Below are 22,213 nucleotides of genomic sequence, written 5' to 3'. Positions count from 1 at the left end.
CTAGTTTGATAATGTATCTGCTGAATTGCTAGTCTTATAGTTCACGAAAACATGATCAAATATTACATTTAATGAATTTTCATTTAAAAAGGAGTGATCCTTTTGGGGAATACTACTATGCCCTCTATCCCGTTAGCAAAAGCATTCGGGATTGCTTTTCGAATAATGTTTGCTGCCCCGTTGATATCAGCATTAAGCAAAATATTTTGTTTAGACCTAAATAGACCTCGTTTAACACGACGTCCCAAATAATTTTGATGTTTCTTGATCGGTTCACTGTCTAAGAAAGAACATTTAGAAGTGTAACTTTCTTCTTGAATAAGAACTTCAATACCAGCAAGTTGGGCTTTGTAGGTAAGTTGGTTAACAAACTGAGAATGGGGAATAGAAACAAAATTTTGATTATTCCTTTTGCCAATGTTAATCTGTTGCTTCCAATCATCGTTTTTGCCAATAACTAATGTTCCAATACTTTTCTCAACTAGCAATTTAATGATATAGCGACTAGATTGATGAAGGTAGTTGCTAACAACGCAATTTCTTTTGTATGTAAGTTTTTCAATTCTTCTACTAGTTCCTTTGTTACCGATATAAGACATTAAACAAGAACGCTTTTTGTTAAAAAATTGGTTAATCGATTTTAGAGGTCTACCGTTAATCAAGACAGAGGTGAAGTCTTTTTGATTTGAAGTTATAGCCGCTAAGTTGTTTAACCCAATGTCTATTCCAGCGATTTTGTTTTTATCAAGGTTAGGATTAAGAACTTTATGTTTTCCTAATTGTTTGTAACAATCTTCTAATAATAATCTATTGAACTCAAGTAACTTTTCTTCTTTTGGCTTTTGACTTAATATTTGTTTTGTTACTTTTGATAGTGTTACAGAATCAAAAATATCTTTGTTATAAATTTTTGTTTTGATCAAAGAATTCAATTTATCTGCTATTGCTTTTTTTAATAACTTTGCTGGTTTATCGCATTTGTAGTTTTCTATTTTTTCTTGCAATATTTTTGAACACTTTTTTCTCAGATACAATGATATTGGTGTGTCTTTTTGTAGTTCTAAGAGAAATTCCGACGTGATATCTTTTTCTTTGAGTAGATACACTGATTTCTCATAAACAATCTCTATTTTGTACATTCCATATCGAGGAACTATTCTTACCTGTTTGATGTGTTTTTGTTGACATGACAATGTTATGTTACACATTGATAGCTTGATTTTGTTCTTTGTTAATTCTTTTTTGTTTATTGCATCTATTGGGTATAAAACTATATTCCGCCCGTTACTCTTATGTTTATACTTTGGCAATTTTGGTTTTGCCTTGAATTTATTTGGATTGATCTTGTATCCTTCTAACCCTCTAAAAAATGATTCGAAATTTTTGCACAATACTCTTAATATCTGCTGACTTACTTTTGTTGGTAGTGCGTAATAGTCTGGCTGCTTACTTTGTTGTAGCTCTTTTTGAAGGTTTTCGTAACCTATAAAACCTTTTCCTGCGAAAAAATTTTGACGCACTACATACAATCCAGCATTATATAGATTTTTTGAACGGAAACTTAAGTCGTCCAGTTCAGAGTATTTTTTATTATTTTTTGTTATATTATGTTTTTCTACGAGCTTCATAATTTTGCTTAAACTCACTTATTTTTCAGTTTTACTCATTTCTTCTTCTAACTCTTTTATAATTTTCTCTGTTCGCCTCTTGTTTCTTCTCAACCCATATAATCTAGCACAAAAAGAAGTAATTATACTTACGAAATCTTGCATCAAGTCCTCTTTGTCACCACTTGTTTTGTTTATTACTTCTATTTTTTTATTTTCTTTTGCTAGTAATATTTCAATGTAATTTAATCCAAATCTTGCCAAACGATCTTTGTGCTCTACTATTAAAATTTCCCAATCATCTGATTCTAAAATTTTCTTTAATTTTGCTCTCTTATCATTTAATCCAGATCCTATTTCTTTGACTTCTTTTGCTATTTGATAGCCTGTAGCACTTGCATAATCTCTTAGGCGGTTGCACTGAGACTCTAGATTTTTTTTATTTTCTGATGATGATACTCGTGCATAAATGATCACGCTTGGCTTTTCTTCCTTAGCTTTTTTTTCCTTTTCGTCGAAAACAACTATTGTTCCTGACGGGAGTTGTTTTCCTTTTATAGCTTTTTTGCCAATGACGATAAGCTGTTAAATAAGTTATTGAATTCTTTTTTGCATATTCTGATAGTTTCATTACTTTATTATACTTTAGTTTTTCTTTTCGACAAGAACAATTTGATATTTTTTGATAATATTTGATATTGATTTATGTTAAACTTTACTATACTTTGAGTTGGAATAAAAGCTAACATAACTCAAGTTGCGACCTATAGAAGTTGTCGTATGATCTCGTATCATGACTCTTACAAACTCGATGTGCACGATTCAATAGAGAAGAATAATTTGTATGCTTTCGCACATGAAATATCGGCCTATTACCACGAATCTCACAAATCCAGTAGCGTACATCGTTTTGTTTGCTGTAACCAACAAGTAATATAATCTGCGAGATTATATAATGGATAACTTTCCAATTCCCGTCTGTGACAATTAATTGTTGTAAAATCTACAGCACTGAGAAATACCGAGGTTATATTGTTAGCAAATGTCGCTACTTTTTTGGGTAGTATCTTTTTATTTTTTTGGCATAATTGTTATTTTGTTTTCGCGCCATAAAAAAATCTTTTTTTGCCTCTTTATGCATTTGTATTTTATGATACGCTACTCCTCGGTGAAAATAGGCTTTAGCATAGTTCTGTTTTATTTCTAGTGCTTTAGAATAGTTAGTTATCGATTTTTTGTAAAGCTTTTGTTTAAAGTAAATATCTCCTACGTTAACATATACATCAACGTATTTACTATTTATTTGAAGTGCTTTCTTGTAATTTTGAAGCGCTTTTTTATAGCGTTTGTTGCGTTGGTATAATAAACCTCTTTTGTAATGCAAAAAACTGGATTTTGGATAATGGGGAATTGCGAGATTGAAATCTTCCTCAGCTTTGTCGTATTCTCGAAGTTTCATCCACATCAAACCACGATTAACATAGGCGCGAAAAAACACAGGTTTTTTTTGTAAGCAAGCATTATAATCTTGGATAGCGTTTTCATATTTTTTAGTTCGTTGATAACTGTTTGCCCGCAAATACAATTCAATTGTAGAAAGATGATCTCGATTTTTTAGAAGATGGATAACTTGTGCATAATTTTTGTTATCGTATAATTTTTGCAACGTAGTTACACTATTACTTTTTGGGAGGTTTTGTGGTAGGGTTTTCTTTGCTATACCAAAGGTATAAATCACAAGCAAAACAAAGATCGCAAATACAAAAGTTAAAAATCTAAGAGACATAGCATTAGGTTTGTTATTTATTTTGAGGCTAAGTTCATGCAATTGTTCTATGTTTTTACCACGATATGTATGAGTTAATGATGTGTGTAGTTGATTGATATCAATGCGCTTGTTCGGATTTTTATTCATTCCTGCTTGTAAAAAATTTGCAATAGTTTTATGGTGTAAATCATTTTTCTGGGTATATATAGAGAAAGAAGGCAATGTCATTTTTAAGATTCTTGCCATTGTGTCTGAAAAGTTCTTTCCTTGAAAAGGTGAGCCAGGTAACCATGCAAAAAACTGATATAAAACAATACATAGAGAGAATACATCGATCTTTTTCGAATCTTTATTTGCAAATTGCTCAGGACTCATATATGAAATAGTACCAACAATTGATCCAGTTGACGTCAGGGAATCCATATCTGTAGCTTGTGATTTAGCAATTCCCAAGTCGAGAATATGGGGCACGTTGTTTTCTGAAAGTATGATATTATCGGGTTTTAGATCTCGGTGTATAATACCTCTATTATTCAAAAAAGCAATTCCATCGCAAATTTGTATGGCAATTTTCATCTGATCGTTAAAAGAAATAGATCGTGGATGATTATATATTAAATCTCCAAGAGTTATTCCTTCTATATATTCAAGCACTAAGTAATTGCTTTTACCTGACTCAAAAAGATCTAACGCTTTCACTATATTTTGATGCTGATTTTGCGACAGAAACTGATATTCTCTTTTAAAACGCTCGATATTTTTGGCATTTTTAGTAGATGAAGTACACTGTTTGATAGCAACTAAACGGTTGTTGCTTTTATCCATGGCGCGGTGAACAATCCCCATTGAGCCTTCACCAATTTTTCCTAGCAATTGATAGCGATCTTTGAGCATTTTGAAAATCTCGCAACTAATTCAGGTATATGAAAATGAATAATACATTTGAAACAATGATAAATATCGAAGAATTTATCCACCATTTCGAACAAGGTACTCTACAAAAAGAAAGCTGGACCCACGAGGCACATTTTATTATAGCATTGTGGTACTTGTTACAAAACCCATTACCTACTGTATTAGAAAACCTTCCTGAAGCCATAAAAAAGAATAACATTGCATTAGGGATACCTAATAATGAAGAGCGTGGATATCATAAAACCATAACTTATTTTTATATATTTTCAATAAACAACTACATAAAACAACAGAATATAGAGTCGTTGTCAATAGAACATTTTCAGCAACTACTAACAGCAGATATCATTAACAAAAATTATCCTTTACAGTTTTACTCTTCTCGATTATTATTTTCTATCGATGCAAGAAAAAATTGGATAAAACCAGACTTACGTTCTTTAAATGCGCCTGGTATGGATTAAATGTGTACCTTAAGAAAATAAGTTCACCTCATAATATAAGTTGTTGCCATGATTAAATCAAAAAAACCTAAAAAACAAGTCAAAGCTGTAAAGAAAAAATTGTGTGCACCCCCAAGGGGAGCGAATTTGCGAGAGTATCAATTGTTTCTGTCTTTAGACTTAAAATTACAGCGGCGTATTTCTCCATATCATTTGAAAAACTTTCTCATAAGACAAGGGCTTCTTGAAAAAGATTTTCGCCTAAAAGAGTGTTTTGCTCTTCTCAATGCATATAAAAAAAACGACATGATTTCTTATAAGCGTTTTTGCCAAATTATTCGTCCGAACATTCTCCTCATAGAACAAGCATTACAAGGAAATATGATTGTACCTAACTTTGGAGATTTTTGTGCTGAAATTACTGATATATTCACAACTGTAAAAAAAAATGACGGTGGAAAAGTTGCCAATTATATACCTGAACTTTCTCGTGTTGACCCTGATTATTTTTCGGCAGCAGTTTGCACAATAGACGGACAGCGATTTACCATTGGAGACGCCTCTACGAATTTTTCGATCCAGTCCATATGTAAAACCGTAAACTATTGTTTAGCATTAGAAGAACATGGTGAAGAAACGGTTCACTGCCATGTAGGACGCGAACCAAGCGGTAGCCGTTTTAATGATATTGTTTTCAACGACAAAGGGCTTCCTCACAATCCGATGATCAATGCTGGCGCAGTGATAACAACTTCACTAATTCGTTCAGATTTTAATACCAAAGAACGGTTAAAATATGTTCTAGATACTTGGTCGCGGTTAACGGGTGACAAAAAAATAAATTATAACAAAGCTGTATATTTATCTGAAAGTAAAACAGGTCACCGTAATCGTGCACTTGGATGGTTAATGTTAGAAAACGGTGCTTTTCCCAAAGATATTCATATTAATGAGGTTTTAGAACTCTATTTTCAGTGCTGTTCAATTGAAATAAATGCGGAAATGATGTCTGTAGTTGCCGCAACTCTTGCAAATGGTGGAGTTTGTCCTGCAAATGGTGAGCGTTTGTTTAGCACAAAAACAGTTCAGCATTGTTTGTCGGTTATGTTTTCTTGTGGTATGTATGATTTTTCAGGAGAATATTCTTTTTCAATTGGTCTTCCGACAAAAAGTGGTGTAGGTGGAGGGCTACTCATTGTAATTCCTAATCTTATGGGAATATGTGTATGGTCGCCGCGGATTGATCACCTAGGTAATAGTGTTCGTGGATTGGAGTTTTGTAAAAAACTTGTGCAAAAATTCAGTGTTCATCATTATGATAACTTAACTGGAATTTCTGAGAAAAAAAACCCACGCTTAGATCGTATCCAAACAAAATCACAAAAAATAGATGAGCTTATTTGGGCAGCAAGCAAAGGCGACCTTGGCGCAATTCAAAGACTAGATGTATGTGAAGTAGATCTCAACGGAATGGATTATGATGGACGCACACCTTTGCATTTAGCTGCTGCAGAAGGGCGCAAAAATATTGTGGAATATTTTGTCAAAAGAAATGTTAATCTCAATTTACAAGATCGTTGGGGTGGGACCCCTCTTGACGATGCCATTGGTCAAAATCATCAGGAAATAGTTAACCTATTACAAATGTATAAGGCTTTACATCAAGGTGGTTACGTCGTTAATGAAAATTACAACGAACAAGAACGTGAGCCTTTCTCAGAAGATATTGTTCGCGTTATTTGGGCTGTTAGTATGGGTGATATACAGTCTTTGCAGTATATGATTGCCAGGGGTATTAGCTTAAAGGGAGCCGACTATGATATGCGCACACCTCTACATCTTGCAGCTTGTGAAGGGTACACTGCTATTGCAGAATTACTTATCTTACATGGAGTAAACATTAATGCTCAGGATCGTTGGGGAAACACTCCACTCGATGATGCTTATCGCCATAAACAAGAAAGCATAATAAAAATATTATGTAAGAATGATGGTGCTAGATCTTAAGGAATTGTCATGTCTCAAATATTCAATGTAAAATGCGATAACTGCCAATCAAATATTGAGATATCAATATCACCAGCTAATTCTCTTATTCATTTGACATGTTTAAAATGTCGCGCGGTAATATTTGACAACCATAAGATAAATGCACAGTTTAAAAAACCAAAAATTAAACCTATTAGTGACAATGCCCTGAAGATCTACACAAACACTACCGCGGTGAGCTTTATTGGCTAGTTTTTTTACTCCCCCATATAAAAATAAATTTGTCAATTTCGTCAACACTCCAGTAACGTAAATTCCAAGATAAAGTTGAGTGAGGAGTCTCGTAGTGCGTGTCAAATACGAACTTGATTATGTCTGTTTGAGAAAATTTTACTGAACTAAATTTGAGTACTGGTTTAGGTGAGTAGTTTTCTAGTATACCCATACAGTCGCTTTTAGCTTTAAAATATACACATAAAAAAGATATTATGAGCGTTGTTAAAGTTAGCAGAGTTCCATAGAATATCTTTTTCAATAGTTACTCCTCACTACTTTCTAAAGTCATTTTTACAAACTAATTTTATTTTACATTGTATAGTACTACAGTTGTAATTAAAATAACAAATAGGTAGCTATAAAAATTAGACACTCTGTAGGTCTTATTTTATCGATAGCTCTTTTCAAATAGCAAAAAATACTGTTATTTGTAAACAGCTAGAAACACCGAAAAATAAGGAACTGTACTTAGTTACAACTGTAGTAATAGGGCCTGTCATCATTCAAAGTATTGTCTATTTTTTCGAGCCCGAGCCCGCTTGCGAGCCCGATCTCGTCTAGCAATTTAAGTCTTACGTTTTTACTTGAACTTTGACCAAACGAGTAAGCATTGCTACAACTCGCAAAAGAAGTTCTCGTCCGTTGGCCAGTTTTAAACATCGACAGATATCAATAATAGAAGCTCATTCAGTAGCAGATCGGCGAGCAATTCTATAAAAACGAGCTTTCTCGGCAGAACTAAATTCACCAGGGGTAACTTAGTTTCCGAAAGTTGCGTTGAGTACAAAGTTTACACTATTAGCGTAAACTTTGTCGCCTGCGTTTTGCTTGTAAACGATTTTCTAATAATGGTTTATATATTTCGAGAAATTCTTTTTCAATGCCGTTAGGTGCGATATTTAGATTAACTGAATAAGCGTTTTGAAACAGAGCGTTTGCTATTTTAGACCTCAATAGTACAGTTAGGTAGATAGTGATGAAGAAAATCGCTATTCGCTATTTTATTGCCGTAGAGATCTAAGTAAGTTAGTTTAGAAAGTTCGATCATTTCCACGGGAACTTCTCGAATATGATTATAAGCGAAATTAAGCTCAAACAAATTTTGCAGATTTTTAATGGATTTAGATACGCGACCAATAAAATTGCGGGACAGGTCTAGAACTGCTAAATTGTGTAAATTCCAAATAGACTTAGGTATCTCATGTATTTTATTTTCTGATAAATTGAGATTATTTAATTGTGAAAGCTGTTCAATGGAATTGGGAAGTGTTTCTATGTCGGTTTTCCACAAACAAAGTTCATTTAAGTTGTGTAATTCACAAATATCCTCTGGTATTTTTTTAAGTTTATTTCCCCATAAGCTGAGATGTTGCAGCTCGGATAATTTTACGATTTGCATTGGAAATTTTTGTATACGATTCATACATAATCGTAATTCTTGCAATTTGGATAACTTACTAATGCTTTTTGGTAAATTGCCAATATTATTTTCCGACACGCGTAATGATAGCAGTTCTCGAAGCTGTTCTATTTCACTTGGTATTTCAGATAGTTGATTTGTCGATAAGCTTAATGTTTTCAACGACAATGTTTTAAACACTTGAGCCGGTATTTTTTTTAGCTTACAGTTATCCAAATTTAAACCAACTATTTGTGTATTGTGTACTGTTGAAAGATCAGCAGACTTAGCTAAACTTAAATCCAAATACTCAATATACCCACCTTCTATGTGCAAGTTATCTACTTTTCGCAAACACAAGTGTGGAAAATTACAATTCACAAAAGATGTATCAACAATAGATTCTATTACTACTGACTTACTACGAAAACTACACTGATCAAATTTACAATTTTGTATTTGTGTAATAATATCGTTCAAATAAATAGTACATCCGCGATATTCCGCGTTGTGTTCTAATTCTTCGACGTTTTTCTTCGTATAGACAGTCATAAAGTGTCCTAATTTAGATGAGTTCCAATTATAATATTTGTAATATAACTTAAGTTGCGACCTAAAAATAACAAGAAAAAGTGAAAGCGAGAACAAAAAGGACAACTTTTAACTCAAATCCATAAGAGGTAACAGCATGAATTTTCTTTGGAAAAAAAGAAGTGATCTAACTAAAAGTAGTTTCAATCCTTTTACGGGTAACCTTTTGAATAAACTCAGTAGCCCCGGAAAAAGCCCTTTTAGAATTTTTCTTTCTCTGAGGTAAGATAGAGACATTAAGAGCTTCAGAAACAATATCTTCGAAAGAGCAATCATTGTAAGATTTATCAGCAAAAACAAAAGAGTTTTCAGGGATATCTAATTGAAATTGTTTGAGAACACGACAATCATTGCAGCCACCAGGAGCAAGCAAAAACTCAACTGGTAAACCAGTTTTGGTGACGAGCATATGAACCCGCAAACCGAAAAAATAACGACGTTTGCTTGCAACACAACTCCGATGATCTTGTGTATTGTATATTTTGCAACGACTAATGCGAATATTGTCACAGACCGGAATAGGGAAACTATCTATGATATAATCTCGCAGATTGTTTCGCTTACTAATTTCAACAAACAAACGAAAAAGAGAAAGCCATACACTTTCACCAATAGCACGTATGCGGCGATTGAAACGACTTTTACTTAGCATTTTTTTGATGTAGCCACGCCCGGCTAAAAAATTTCGTCCTTTTTCAAAGTTGCCAGAAAAGTAGAGCATAGAAACTAATGCTGTTGTCATAATTTCTGAATTAGTCATTTTAACTTGAGGATCTTCTACAATCTTGAGTGCTTGTGTTATCTCATCACATATACAGAAAACAATTATAATTTCTTTTTCATGACTTTCTCCTTCTTGTTTTTCCTACTTTAGGAGAAGAGTCGTTATAACAGTATAAAAAAACGATGTGTGCAATTCGATTTTTGAGGTTCGTGGTCGTGGATCGATATTCCATGTGCGAAAATTAGACTATTAACTTTAAAAGCATACAAATTATTCTATAGAGTAGTTTTTTGATTTTCTCTTTTTCTTTTGAGTCTATTATTTCGGCTATCTTAGCAACATCGAATACTGCACTACATTCATTTGCTGATGCTCTTGCTATAGAGAAAAACCTTGCTTTCTCTTTTTTGCTAAATTTGGCATTGCCTTCTGCTATATTAAGAGGGACTCAAGGCGATGCTCTTTTTAGCTGATCCTTTAAATAGCTGTAACCTGATGGCATTTTCTCCATCACATTAAATGTTTCTTTTGTATATTCTAGTGATACTTGATATACATCTAATTTTTCATGATTAAAATTCATTGCATTACCCTTACTTCGTGCCATGTGCCACGACTGCGTCTCACGAGATTCGAATCGCACATCGAATTTGTAAGAGTAATTATACCAGACTATACGACAACTTTTATAGGTCGCAGCTTGGGTTAATATATGGTTTGTGGAAGTGCTGCTGAGTTATACCAGCACCAGCAGCACCTCCACGAACTAACGAATATCGAAGTTAATGTTTAGGAAATTGGCACACTTTAAGAAATCAAATGAACAAAACGGTCGCTATACAAAACCATGTCTTCTATGCTTTTTGGACTTGCTACTCGCAGATACTTAAATACAAGTAAATCTTGCCCATTACTCTCCAAGTGATAGATTTCTTGACTTTCAAAAAATTCAACAATTTCCTTTGTAAAGAAACTATGGATTTCCTCGCTATTGATACCTTTTACTACAAATTTGTGAGAAATATCGGTGAATATTTTAAAATCAACTTCTTCATAGCCGGTGATTCCTAAAAATCGATCAAAAAATTCCTCGCGTTCTAGACAAAATACTGGTAAAGAACGCGGTAGTTTTACGACTTGAACTGTTGTTCTATATACTTGCCGTCCTAGTAAAGCTCCTTCATCAAAAGTGATGTCACTAATTTCCCATTTGATTTTTAGATCTTCATAACTACCGTGAATTTTATTATTGTAGTATTCTACTGGACGTATATCAAAGAAATGAAATGCTTCTAAATTAGTAGTTATTCCCCATCTCAATCGTGCGTCAAAATCCCAGTTGTGCTTTGTACACATTTCCTCCAATTCCTCTTGGCGTCTTGTTGGAGAATAAATCTTGTTAAGAGGTCTATGTATACGAAGAGAATGTGGATAATCTGAAAAACTTTGGTGTATGTCAAGACCAATTACGTGGAAAATACCATTTTGTTTTCTATATTTTTCGGCATAATCGTGTAGATATTCTTGCGTGGTTAAATCTACGAGATTTGTGTGGGTAAAATCAACGTCTATTTCTTCGCCTCGTGGAATAGCGTTTAATTTTTTCATCAAGTGTAGTATGTTAAAGAAATTCGCTACACCTTCGATTTTTAAATGGTGTTGTTTTTCTTTTTCTTCAATAACTGTCATTACTGGTTTAAATAAGAATTTTAAAAATAGTTTAGGTGGCATATTTACTGAAATCATATGAATAATCAGGTTAGCAACAATACCTGCAAAAATGCCTTGAAGAAGTCCCATTTTAAGAGTGATGACTATAGTAACGGCGAAGATAAGAAACTGTTCTGGTCCTTTACTGTATATATCAGACATGACTTTAGGAGAAGCAAGCCTATAACCAGTAAACACAAGAATTGCTGCGAGAGCTGCTAGTGGTATTTGTGAAATCAACCCAGCAAACATGAAAACTAAAACTAGTAATATTGCTCCGTGATAAAAATTAGCCCACCTTGTTTTCGCCCCATTGTTAATGTTTACTGAACTGCGAACAATAACAGTAATAATTGGGAGCCCACCTAAGCAACCGGAAACACATGTACTAAGACCTACAGCAAACAAATCGCGATTGAGATTTGTTTTGCGTTTGAAAGGATCTAGTTTATCTATAGCAGCTGTAGAAAGTAAGCTTTCTATAGAGGCAACTAAAGCAATAGAAACAACTATTGTCCAAAATTCTATTTCTCCCATTTTCCCAAAATTTGGAAAAAGAATACTATCGGTAATATCTTCTGGAATTGACACTAGTAAGTGAGGCCCTATTTCGTAAACTTTAGATAAAAATGTTAAGGTATGATTTTCAAAAAAATGAAATACATATGCTAATGAAATAGAGATAAAAAGCACAAATATTGGTGCTGGTAAAAAATGAACAAGTTTATTTTTTACGCGAGGATGGATAATTAAAATAGCAAGGCTGAGAACAGCTATTAATGTTGGAAATGGGTTTAGGGTAATAATACTATGCGGAATTTCAAGAAGTATATCTATATAAGAGTGCGATTCTGCAGTGGTTCCCAATGCAACATGTGCTTGCTTTGCAAAAATAATAATGCCTATGGCTGCAAGTAAACCGTGGATAACGGAAGAAGGAAAAAAGTCTCCAAATTTACCTAAGCGAAGTAAACCAAACAACATTTGTAAAACACCTGCGCAAACAATAGCGGCTAAAACATATCTAAAATCGCCGAGAACTTCCATCGCAGAAATAACAACTACAATAAGTCCAGCAGTAGGACCATTGATTGCTAAATGACTACTACGTATAAACGTAGTAACAATACCACCAATAATAGCGGCTGTTACTCCCGCCATCGGTGGTACATTTGATGCCAGCGCTATACCTAATCCAAGCGGAAGAGCAACAAGAACAACACCTATAGACGCAATAAGATCATTACGCCAATTTTCAAAAAGTCCAGCAATACCATCTTTTGGAGATACGTGATCCATAGAATAAACACTCCGTTAGCCTTAGATTAATTTACTGCGAATAGCGCTATTGATTGTCAAGTAAGTGACCTGACAAGCATAGTTATCCGTCGACGTTGAATATAATAGACTTTTATTTTCTAGCGCGAAGCGACACACAGCAGCTGCATAACGAAGGTGAACAGAACTAGAAATTAAGAGAACAAATACCAATGAGTAAATACTTTTGGTGGGTTATTTAGCTTAAACAACCAACTTTAACTAGTTGCACAAATTCCAATATCTGTTATTTCATATATAATAAAATATTAAACTGTTTAACGTTATAGTATACCTGTGTTAGCAGTAATTTCAAGATTTTTATGTATGATCATTGATGTGAGTAAAAACTAAAGCCGTTGATTATTAATATCTAAAAACGTTGGTTTCATAAGTCGTTGTTTTACAATGACTTTTGTGACCTTCAATATGAAGGCCGCAAAAAAACCTTTTTTTATAAGGCTTAGAAGCCAAAAAGCATTTCTGGGCTTAAAGACATGAATCATAAGTGGTTGATATAGAGTGACTTTTGTGACCTTCAACATGAAGGTCGCAAATTATTTAATTCTTAAACCACCGATGAAATTTCTTCTCTAAACAGGAAAGGTTGTCTTTTTTAGAAAATGGTAGCATTCCTTTTTGCGACCACTTTTCGTAAAAATTACGTGCATAACGATTTGCAAATTCTTCTTTATCTAAGGGGTTCTTTGCTTCAAAAATTCGCGAGATATAATTTTTTTGTTCTTCTGTCTCTGCGTTTATTGAGGGAACCATACAATTCTCCAAGTAATCGACAGCGTGGCCAATTTCATGTGGTATAGTTCTGTATAGTTGTGTATTTCTAACTGTTTCAATAGTTGTATGTATACGATATCCACGACGAGATTTTTCAATTTTATGCCCGTCTTTTTTCAACGCTTCTAGTTCTTTTGCCTCATAAGGATCAATATTTTTTTTCCAATGTAAAACATGATTAAGGGGCGTTGCTTCGAGAATAATCGCTGGTCCTTCGTATTTTCCTAAGTTGGCGTAATAAGCAAATCTTCCCCACACTGGGCGTATAATTTCTTGTTTGCGTTTGGGTTGGCGTAACACGAATAATTCTATTTGTTGTAAATGTTTTCTGTTTACTAAATTTAATATTGTTATTATGTCTTCAGGAGTACAAGCGTGAACACAGTCGTTCCTAGTCGGTTCTATAAATAATACAATTTGATGTCCGTTGATTTTGAGTGGAAAAATTAATGGATTGTTTAGTCTTTCCCAGTAACACAACATGTCGTGAAAGGGTTCGGGTATAACAAATTTATTATTTTGCCCGTAGCCATTTCTCTCTGTATCTATATTACGATTACGCCGCATGGAATTATACTCTATTTTCTTCATTATGGTTCTCGCCGGATTATTCTTGTTTAGACAAATTTTAGTCCTTATGAGAAATAATAGTCACTCATAATATAAAATTTGAGAAAATTATGTCCTTTTTTTTATACACATCTAATTATATTTTTGATCTATAAAAAAACATGTTGCTCTGAATCCCTTATTTCTTCAGCATTTTATTTTTTGGCATGGCATTTGCTTATCAAATCAGCAAACAACCAAACACATATTCTAAACAAGGGGAACAAAATGAAAAAGCTATACTTCATGACAATTGCAGCAGTGTTATCTTGTGCTACACTATACGCTGACCGTTGTACTACTTATGATGATGGATACTCAAGACAATATTCAAAAAAACAATACAATAATTATGATCGTCATTACCAAACAAAGCAAAAACGCTATAGAAATCATCGATCAGTAAAAAGAAGTTATAATCAAAATCGACCTGTAAGAAGAAGTTATAATCAGAATCGACCTGTAAGAAGAAGTTATAATCAGTATCGATCAGTAAAGAGAAGTTATAATCAGCATCGTCCTGTAAGAAAAAACTATCGCAATAACAGTTATCGTCATAATACTGGACAAAGATCTTATTCAAATAATCGCCATTACAAAAGATCTCATCAAAACGTAAAATATGTAAAGGTATTCCACAAGGGTCGATATGTTTTAGTTGCAGTGCGCTAATAGCTACGGTGTTTAGAGATATGAGTGAAACAACAAAAGCACCAGATTATCTGGTGCTTTTGTTGTTAGGGAAGCGGCTAAAATAATTTACCATTTTGGTATATTATTTTATGCCACATCCCTTAGGCGGAAGCTTGTTGCATTTGTTTTAAAGTGTATAGTTTTGATTTTATCTCTGTTACACTTTTGTGCAATTTACTTTTTTCTCTCGCGTTAGCAGGTGATTGCTCTAAGAGTTCACTTAATTGTTTTTCTAGCTCTTCAGCTGAAAGTTCAGTAGCATCTATAGCGGAATCACATATAATATTCACTTCATTATTGCCAACATGAGCAATGCCAGACTTAATATGGAAATATTTCCACGCATCGTTCTTAATACGTAGAGTTCCTTGGCCGAGTAACAGAACAACAGGAGCGTGGTCATATTTTATAGCCCATTCACCATCCACTACTGGAAGAACGCACCAATTAACTTCATTGGTTACTGCTGCTCCCTCTGGCGTGGTAATGAGAAACTTTATTTTTTTTTCGCTCATGTTTTTACATTACCCTTCTTTTTTCATTTTTTCTGCTTTAGCAACAGCGTCTTCTATTGTTCCGACGTACATAAAAGCGCCTTCTGGTAAGTGATCGTAGTTTCCAGCAACAACTTCTTTGAAACTTCTCACTGTGTCTTCGCGTTTTACATAGACACCAGGCACACCGGTAAATACTTCAGCTACATGGAACGGTTGTGATAAGAATTTTTCGATACGTCTCGCACGGTGTACAACTTCCTTATCTTCATCAGAAAGTTCTTCAACACCTAAAATCGCAATAATATCCTGTAACTCTTTGTAGCGTTGTAAAATACCCTGTACAGCTTTTGCTACTTCATAATGCTCTTCACCTACGTATTGCGCATCCATGATTCTTGAAGAAGATGCTAGTGGATCTACCGCTGGATATATACCTTTTTCAACAATAGTTCGTGATAGGTTTGTTGTTGAGTCAAGGTGTGTAAATGCAGTTGCAGGTGCAGGGTCAGTGTAGTCATCTGCTGGTACATATATCGCTTGAATAGAAGTAATAGAACCTTTTTGGGTAGAAGTAATTCGTTCTTGAAGTTCTCCCATCTCTGTAGCTAGAGTTGGTTGGTAACCTACCGCAGACGGCATACGACCAAGAAGAGCCGATACTTCTGATCCAGCTTGTGTGAAACGGAATATGTTGTCAATAAACACAAGAATATCTTTACCTGAAGTATCGCGAAAGTGTTCTGCCATTGTCAAACCAGACAATGCAACACGCAAGCGCGCACCAGGAGGTTCGTTCATCTGTCCATATACAAGTGCGGTTTGATCTAGAACGCTACCGCCTTCAATTTTTGCTTCTTCCATTTCTCGCCATAAATCGTTACCTTCGCGAGTACGCTCTCCAACACCGCAAAATACAGAATAACCATCGTGTTCTTTTGCAATGTTGTTAATAAGTTCTTGAATAATTACTGTTTTCCCTACCCCTGCTCCACCAAATAGCCCAGTTTTTCCACCGCGCACGTAAGGAGCTAGTAAGTCTACAACTTTTATTCCTGTCTCGAATATCTCGGTTTTTGGTTCGAGATCAACTAACTTTGGAGGAGAGGCAAAAATAGGACGACGTTCTTCAGTTTTTACTTCACCTCTTTTATCAATCGGTTCACCTAGTAAGTTGAATACACGCCCTAGAGTTTCTTTACCAACTGGAACTTTTACAGGGCTACCTGAATCTTTTACTACACCACCACGACGTAAACCATCTGTGGAGCCGAGAGCAATCGCACGTACGCGATTGTTTCCAAGGTGCTGTTGTACTTCGACAGTTAATTCACCTATAACTTCAGAGTCTATTTTTAGAGCATTGTAAATAGCTGGAAGTTCGCCAGGTAGAAATTCTACATCGATAACAGATCCGATTACTTGTACTATTTTTCCTTCTGTCATTTTAAGCATTCCATTAAAGAAATATAGTAGTCTTAAAAAGTGTATCTCAGTACTTTTTAAGAGCTGGTTTCTATAAAATCAATACATAATAATGTAAGATTACTTTTTCAAAGAACGAACAGCACCCATAATTTCCGAAAGCTCGTTAGTAATTTGTGCTTGTCGTGCTCTATTGTACAATCTCGTTAAGTCTTTGATCATTTCCGCCGCATTATCCGTTGCTTTATTCATTGCGATCATTCTGTTGACATGTTCACTTACTGAACTTTCCAGAAAAATGCGATATAGATTAGAATATATACTTTGCGGAACAACATAGTTTAAGACTTCGTTTACATCTGGATAAACTTCATAATTTCCAGAGGTTCCTTCCCCTTGATACTCATCAATCGGAAATGGTAAAAACGTTGTCGCTTTTGTTTTTTGTTGTGTCGCAGATATATACTCGGTAAAAATAACGCGGACTTCATCAACTTCTTTGTTTAAGTATTGATCTACAAGCGTTTCAGCTAAAGAATATACATTGTCGTATTTGGCATCTTCTAAATCAGTGTGCAATTCTTTGGAGCCACTGCCACTATGATAAATTGAAGCCGCTTTTTTTCCTACGACATGTAAAAATACATTCTTGCCTTCATCTTTGAGCTGTTGTATTTCTCTTTCTGCGTGATTTACAACATGGGTATTATATGATCCGCAAAATCCACGATTAGAAGCGACAACTATAACAGCCACGTTTTGCACTTTTTCGTTTTTACTAGCTAGCGGATGCGACAAACTTGAATCTCTACTCATTAAGTCAGCAACTAGTTTATTCAAGCTTTCGGCGTATGGCTTCGCTGCTGTCACTTTGCGTGAAGCTACTTTGAATTTTGCCGCTGCAATAAGTGCCATTGTTTTGGTTATTTTTTGTATATTTTTGGCACTTTTGCGGCGCTTAACTAAGGTTTTTATTTCAGCCATGGTTACCTATGATTTCCATTTACTCTTGAATTTTTCTATTGCAGATTTTAGCTTGTCTTCTTCACTTAAATCTTTCTTCTCTGCTAAAGCATCTACAACACTTTTTTCGGATGAGTGCATATACTCAAGAAAATCTTTTTCAAACTTAGCCACATCTTTTACAGCAACATCATCAAGGTATCCTTGAGATCCAGCATAAATGATGAGTACTTGGTCTGCAATTTTTAAAGGTTTGTATTGACCTTGCTTTAAAATTTCAACCATGCGTTTACCTCGTTCTAGTTGCCTTGCAGCAGATGGATCGAGATCTGTTCCCATTTGTGCAAACGCTTCTAGTTCACGAAAAGCAGCTAAGTCTAAACGTAGACTACCTGCAATTTTTTTCATTGCTTTTACCTGTGCGCTACCACCTACGCGAGATACTGAAATCCCTACGTCAACAGCTGGCCTTACACCATTAAAAAACAAATCAGGAACTAAATATATTTGCCCATCAGTAATGGAAATTACATTGGTTGGAATATAAGCAGAAACCTCACCTTCCTGTGTTTCGATAATAGGGAGTGCTGTTAATGAACCAGCTCCTAGATCGTCAGAAAGTTTTGCGGCACGTTCAAGTAGACGCGAATGAAGATAGAATACATCACCAGGGTAAGCTTCGCGTCCAGGAGGACGGTTTAGAAGTAGTGATACTTGGCGATATGCAACTGCTTGTTTTGAAAGGTCATCATAAACAACAAGAGTGTGCTTGTTTTCTTCATACATAAAGTATTCAGCTAACGCACATCCTGAGTATGGTGCAATAAACTGTTGAGGAGCAGGAGCTGAACTCGATGCATTTACTACAATTGTGTAGTCCATAGCACCATGTTGTTTCAAAGTTTCAACTACAGCTGCAACAGTGGAGTCCTTTTGACCAATCGCAACATATACGCAAATAACACCTGTATCTTTTTGGTTAATAATCGCATCTATAGCAATAGCAGTTTTACCTGTCTTACGGTCACCAATAATAAGTTCGCGCTGTCCTCTACCAATTGGAATCATAGAGTCAATTGCTTTGATACCTGTTTGCAGAGGTTCAAATACAGATTGACGATCTGCAATACCTGGTGCAGTACTTTCTACTGGGCGATAGATATCGGTTTTAATAGCAGGTTTTCCGTCAAGAGGATTTCCAAGTGGATCTAAAACGCGTCCAATGGTTTCTGGCCCACATGGAATACTAAGTACTTTCCCTGTGCACTCAACGCTAAATCCTTCTTTGATTCCTTTTGAATCGCCGAGAATAATTGCCCCGATGCTGTCTTCTTCTAAGTTGAATACCTGACCAGAAACACCGTTTTCAAATTTAAGCATTTCTCCAGCCATCGCATTCTTTAAGCCATAAATACGGGCAATACCGTCGCCTACCTCTATCACTTGGCCAACTTCTGATACATCGAGATCTTTGCCATACTGCTTAATCTCTTCTTGTATAATAGAGGCGATTTCTTCTGGTTTAAATCCCATATGTCTTACTTCTTTCTAAAATGCAATTGCCTATCTTTTCAAGGTGATGTTTTATGGAGCCGTTTACCAAAGTATCTTCAACGCGAACGATGAATCCACCTATAATGTCAGCATTAACTTGTTCCACAAGAACTACTTCCGCAGAAAGCTTTTTCTCTAAAGTTTTTTTTATTTTAGATTTAGCGTCTTCTAGGAGTGATGTCGCTGTGGTAACAAAAACCTTCACCTTACTACCTTCTAACTCTTGTAGACTTTCTACTTCGCGATAAATATCGCAAATAGCAGAGAGGTGACCTTTATTGGTTAACACTTGTAAAAAGTCGACTAAGGTGTCGTGCAATTTACCGCGAAACACTTTTTCAATAAAATCTTTCTTAGCAACATAACTTACTTTTGGTGTTATTAGAAAGGTATGAAAATCGTGTTGTTCGTCAATGCATTTCACCAAAAAACTCAGTTGATCTAACAAGTCTTTTTTGTCTTTACTATCACAAATAATATCGTAGAAGGCTTCTGCAAAAGTACGAGCAATTATTGTGTTTTGCATTTGTTTTCCGTTTTTCACATGAGCCAGCACCTGAATGCTAAGAATTAGCATTCAGATTTTGGCAGTTAGTTTAGTGTTTTTAAATCTTCAAACTGCTTTAAAGTATCTTCAATAATTTTTGCTTGTTTCTTATCATCGAGCGTTTCTTTAATCAGCTTGGTACTTATTGCTATTGATATATCAGCAGCGGTTTTGAATACTTCTTCTACGGCTTGTTGCTTTGCCAGTTTTATGTCATTTTCGGCACGAGCTCGAATGCTCTCGCATTCTTTGTTAGCTTCAGCAATCGTATCTTTCTTGATTTGTTCAGCGTTTGCTCTAGCTGAGTCGATGATTTCTTTTACTTCATCTTCTGCTTTGGCCAATTTTTCTTCGTACTGTTTGAGTTTTTCAGCAGCTTCATTTTGCTTTTTCTCCGCATCTTCAATATTATTGCGGATAGTGTTTTCTCTATTTTGCAATCCCTCTATAAGAGGTTTCCACGCTGTTTTGCTCAGAATGACAAAAACTATTAAGAATGTAACCAGACTCCAAAACATCAAACCTTTTTCAAGTTTAGTGATTTGGGCGCCGTCGCTACTTGCCATCAATACTGTATTGGGGATAACGATCATTAAAATAATCATTATTTTTCCCAAATTTTTCGTCAATATAGACATGTTTACACCTACATTACTGGAAGCTGATCAGTAAGCACACTACAACTGAAAATAGTGCAACCCCTTCAACGAATGCTGCGGTTAAGATCATTGCGCCTCTGATATCACCTTTGTGCTCAGGTTGCCTTGCCATACTCTCAACAGAGCTAGAACCTATTTTTCCAATTCCCATTCCAGCGCCAATAGCTGCAATACCTGCACCTAACGCTGCACCGACAAGACCAAGGCCTTTTCCAAGTGACATAGCTTCTAAAATAAACATATGTTTGCCTTTCTTACTTACAAAATATAGAGTATTAATGGTCAGGGTGTAACGCCATTCCCATAAATACCGCAGTTAAAAATGTAAAAATATATGCTTGGATCATTGCAATTAACACTTCTAACAAGGTAATTGCAATAGCCATTAACAAAGGTAGTACCCCTAGGGTATAACCAAAGTATGCAGGAAGCCCACTAGTTAAGGCTACAATAAAACTTAAAAATACTGGAATTAGTACGTGACCCGCTGTCATGTTTGCAAATAGACGCACAGCCAAAGCAAAAGGCTTAATGATGTGCCCCATAACTTCTACAACCAAGAGTAGTGGCCAGATTACTAAAGGAACGTGCGGCACTATTGATTTTAAATAACCGCCCACACCATTTTTCATCATTCCAGATATATGAATAAAGAGGAAACTTATTAATGCTAAGGTTGCTGTCACAGCTATGTTTCCGGTAGCTGTTGCCGCAAATGGAACAAGTCCAATTAAGTTACAGAAAAAAATGAAGAAGAAAAGTGTCCACAAATACGGAAGGTATTTGTTGCCATCTTCTTTGTCCATGTTGCTGTAAACAATATCGTCTCTTATAAATACCAATATAGCTTCGAAAAAATTACGAAGACCAGTTGGTACTAATGATTTGCGACGACATACAATTGGGAATATGACCAGCATTAAACCTGCAGCTATCCACATCATCAATACATTTTTGGTTATAGGAAGTTCGTACCACTCCCCTTTGAATAAGGTTGGCAAATCATAATGCCAATCAAATATTTGTATTCTTTGTGTATCGAGTAGATGGTGAATAACATCTAATTTTTCTTTTGACTCAGACATTTAGTTGTCTTTCGACGTAAATAGTATCGTAAATCAAAGTTATAAAATATATAATCACACATAAAATCACGATTAACTTCAGGTTGTTATTGTGATAAATTCGGAAATAAAGTAAAGAAGTGAGTATGCTAAAAAAGCGGATTATTATGCTAATGTAGAAGGATTCTAAGCTGTTTGGAAACTTCTGATGTAATATGATTTTACTGGTGATTGCAATTGTCATGATTAACAACATGACAACTATAATTAAACTTAGGTCAAAGAGCTTTTCTGCATCAATGAAATTAGAAACCACCACAAAAGAAACTAACCATACAAAAAATAATAGTACTGTATATACAAAGAACACATGTACTATTTTTTTTTTACTTCTGTTTCTTTTATTAACTTATAACATGCCATCACAAACCCTAGAATTACACCTAGAAGTGTGAAAAGTGGTTGCATATCCATTTTTTTATCTAATTGGATTCCGCCATAGACGAACAATCCAAAAACGGCAGCAAACAACACGCCAACATGTGAGTATTGAATATAGTCTCTCATAGTCCTACATCTATAAAAAATTACTATTTCAATAATCTAAACAATTATTGAAATAGTAATAAATGTATTTTGATACAGATTTTGGTGAATTATATCCGCAGATA

The 22,213-nt window shown here is 34.9% G+C and carries 22 protein-coding genes and 1 pseudogene; 4 read left to right on the top strand and 19 right to left on the bottom strand.

The window, feature by feature from the left end; all coding sequences use genetic code 11:
• Positions 1–83: 83 nt before the first annotated feature.
• From UABHE_RS10630 to UABHE_RS10620, 3 genes and pseudogenes are all read right to left on the bottom strand, one after another.
• Positions 84–1,628 carry an RNA-guided endonuclease InsQ/TnpB family protein gene (locus UABHE_RS10630; protein ID WP_372370248.1) on the bottom strand — a complete coding sequence of 515 codons (1,545 nt, stop codon included), beginning with the start codon at positions 1,626–1,628 and terminating at the stop codon, positions 84–86.
• A gap of 18 nt (positions 1,629–1,646) precedes the next feature.
• Positions 1,647–2,238: pseudogene (locus UABHE_RS10625) on the bottom strand (IS607 family transposase).
• 417 nt (positions 2,239–2,655) lie between these two features.
• Positions 2,656–4,269: a protein kinase gene (locus tag UABHE_RS10620; RefSeq protein WP_372370247.1), complete on the bottom strand. Its 1,614-nt coding sequence runs from the start codon at positions 4,267–4,269 to the stop codon at positions 2,656–2,658.
• A gap of 35 nt (positions 4,270–4,304) precedes the next feature.
• Here UABHE_RS10620 and UABHE_RS10615 point away from each other — a divergent pair, with 35 nt between their 5' ends.
• From UABHE_RS10615 to UABHE_RS10605, 3 genes are read left to right on the top strand one after another with little or no spacing between them, the layout of a single operon-like run.
• A complete protein-coding gene (locus tag UABHE_RS10615; protein WP_372370246.1) occupies positions 4,305–4,754 on the top strand; it encodes a hypothetical protein in 450 nt (149 codons plus the stop codon).
• A gap of 48 nt (positions 4,755–4,802) precedes the next feature.
• Positions 4,803–6,740 carry a glutaminase A gene (gene glsA / locus UABHE_RS10610; RefSeq protein ID WP_372370245.1) on the top strand — a complete coding sequence of 646 codons (1,938 nt, stop codon included), beginning with the start codon at positions 4,803–4,805 and terminating at the stop codon, positions 6,738–6,740.
• 9 nt (positions 6,741–6,749) lie between these two features.
• A complete protein-coding gene (locus UABHE_RS10605; protein ID WP_372370244.1) occupies positions 6,750–6,974 on the top strand; it encodes a hypothetical protein in 225 nt (74 codons plus the stop codon).
• Here UABHE_RS10605 and UABHE_RS10600 read toward each other — a convergent pair.
• From UABHE_RS10600 to UABHE_RS10570, 7 genes are all read right to left on the bottom strand, one after another.
• Entirely contained in the window at positions 6,964–7,257 is a 294-nt protein-coding gene (locus UABHE_RS10600) for a hypothetical protein (protein WP_372370243.1), read from the bottom strand. The two genes, UABHE_RS10605 and UABHE_RS10600, sit on opposite strands and share 11 nt — an antisense overlap.
• Positions 7,258–7,941: 684 nt before the next feature.
• Positions 7,942–8,949: a leucine-rich repeat domain-containing protein gene (locus tag UABHE_RS10595; RefSeq protein ID WP_372370242.1), complete on the bottom strand. Its 1,008-nt coding sequence runs from the start codon at positions 8,947–8,949 to the stop codon at positions 7,942–7,944.
• Between the two features lie 166 nt (positions 8,950–9,115).
• Positions 9,116–9,748 carry an IS982 family transposase gene (locus tag UABHE_RS10590; protein ID WP_372370240.1) on the bottom strand — a complete coding sequence of 211 codons (633 nt, stop codon included), beginning with the start codon at positions 9,746–9,748 and terminating at the stop codon, positions 9,116–9,118.
• Between the two features lie 205 nt (positions 9,749–9,953).
• Positions 9,954–10,148, bottom strand: a complete 195-nt coding sequence (locus UABHE_RS10585) for a four helix bundle protein (RefSeq protein WP_372371597.1) — start codon at positions 10,146–10,148, stop codon at positions 9,954–9,956.
• Positions 10,149–10,160: 12 nt separating this feature from the next.
• Positions 10,161–10,295, bottom strand: coding sequence for a hypothetical protein (locus UABHE_RS10580; RefSeq protein WP_372364459.1), 135 nt, complete (start codon positions 10,293–10,295; stop codon positions 10,161–10,163).
• A 224-nt stretch (positions 10,296–10,519) separates the two neighbouring features.
• Positions 10,520–12,721, bottom strand: a complete 2,202-nt coding sequence (locus tag UABHE_RS10575) for a SulP family inorganic anion transporter (RefSeq protein ID WP_372370238.1) — start codon at positions 12,719–12,721, stop codon at positions 10,520–10,522.
• Between the two features lie 579 nt (positions 12,722–13,300).
• Complete coding sequence (locus UABHE_RS10570) at positions 13,301–14,125, bottom strand: hypothetical protein (protein ID WP_372370237.1); 825 nt, start codon at positions 14,123–14,125, stop codon at positions 13,301–13,303.
• 246 nt (positions 14,126–14,371) lie between these two features.
• Here UABHE_RS10570 and UABHE_RS10565 point away from each other — a divergent pair, with 246 nt between their 5' ends.
• A complete protein-coding gene (locus tag UABHE_RS10565; protein ID WP_372370236.1) occupies positions 14,372–14,815 on the top strand; it encodes a hypothetical protein in 444 nt (147 codons plus the stop codon).
• 122 nt (positions 14,816–14,937) lie between these two features.
• Here the strand turns inward: UABHE_RS10565 and UABHE_RS10560 are convergent, their stop codons facing one another.
• From UABHE_RS10560 to UABHE_RS10520, 9 genes are all read right to left on the bottom strand, one after another.
• Entirely contained in the window at positions 14,938–15,351 is a 414-nt protein-coding gene (locus UABHE_RS10560; protein ID WP_372370235.1) for a F0F1 ATP synthase subunit epsilon, read from the bottom strand.
• Between the two features lie 9 nt (positions 15,352–15,360).
• Complete coding sequence (gene atpD / locus UABHE_RS10555) at positions 15,361–16,776, bottom strand: F0F1 ATP synthase subunit beta (protein WP_372370234.1); 1,416 nt, start codon at positions 16,774–16,776, stop codon at positions 15,361–15,363.
• Between the two features lie 99 nt (positions 16,777–16,875).
• A complete protein-coding gene (gene atpG / locus UABHE_RS10550) occupies positions 16,876–17,739 on the bottom strand; it encodes an ATP synthase F1 subunit gamma (RefSeq protein WP_372370233.1) in 864 nt (287 codons plus the stop codon).
• A gap of 6 nt (positions 17,740–17,745) precedes the next feature.
• Positions 17,746–19,251: a F0F1 ATP synthase subunit alpha gene (gene atpA / locus UABHE_RS10545; RefSeq protein WP_372370232.1), complete on the bottom strand. Its 1,506-nt coding sequence runs from the start codon at positions 19,249–19,251 to the stop codon at positions 17,746–17,748.
• Positions 19,241–19,798, bottom strand: a complete 558-nt coding sequence (gene atpH / locus UABHE_RS10540; RefSeq protein WP_372370231.1) for an ATP synthase F1 subunit delta — start codon at positions 19,796–19,798, stop codon at positions 19,241–19,243. Before atpH ends, atpA begins: the two co-directional genes overlap by 11 nt.
• A 65-nt stretch (positions 19,799–19,863) precedes the next feature.
• The gene (gene atpF / locus UABHE_RS10535) at positions 19,864–20,424 is read right to left on the bottom strand and encodes a F0F1 ATP synthase subunit B (RefSeq protein WP_372370230.1); all 561 of its coding nucleotides are present in this window, start codon (positions 20,422–20,424) and stop codon (positions 19,864–19,866) included.
• Positions 20,425–20,470: 46 nt separating this feature from the next.
• Positions 20,471–20,719, bottom strand: a complete 249-nt coding sequence (gene atpE / locus UABHE_RS10530; protein ID WP_372370229.1) for an ATP synthase F0 subunit C — start codon at positions 20,717–20,719, stop codon at positions 20,471–20,473.
• 34 nt (positions 20,720–20,753) lie between these two features.
• Entirely contained in the window at positions 20,754–21,563 is an 810-nt protein-coding gene (atpB, locus tag UABHE_RS10525; RefSeq protein WP_372370228.1) for a F0F1 ATP synthase subunit A, read from the bottom strand.
• A 354-nt stretch (positions 21,564–21,917) separates the two neighbouring features.
• Positions 21,918–22,109, bottom strand: a complete 192-nt coding sequence (locus UABHE_RS10520; protein ID WP_372370227.1) for an AtpZ/AtpI family protein — start codon at positions 22,107–22,109, stop codon at positions 21,918–21,920.
• Positions 22,110–22,213 lie beyond the last annotated feature (104 nt).

Source organism: Candidatus Uabimicrobium helgolandensis (genome assembly GCF_041508025.1).
GTDB lineage: Bacteria > Planctomycetota > Uabimicrobiia > Uabimicrobiales > Uabimicrobiaceae > Uabimicrobium > Uabimicrobium helgolandensis.
The sequence above is the reverse complement of the archived record's forward strand: the minus strand, read 5'-3'. Positions and strand labels throughout refer to the sequence as shown.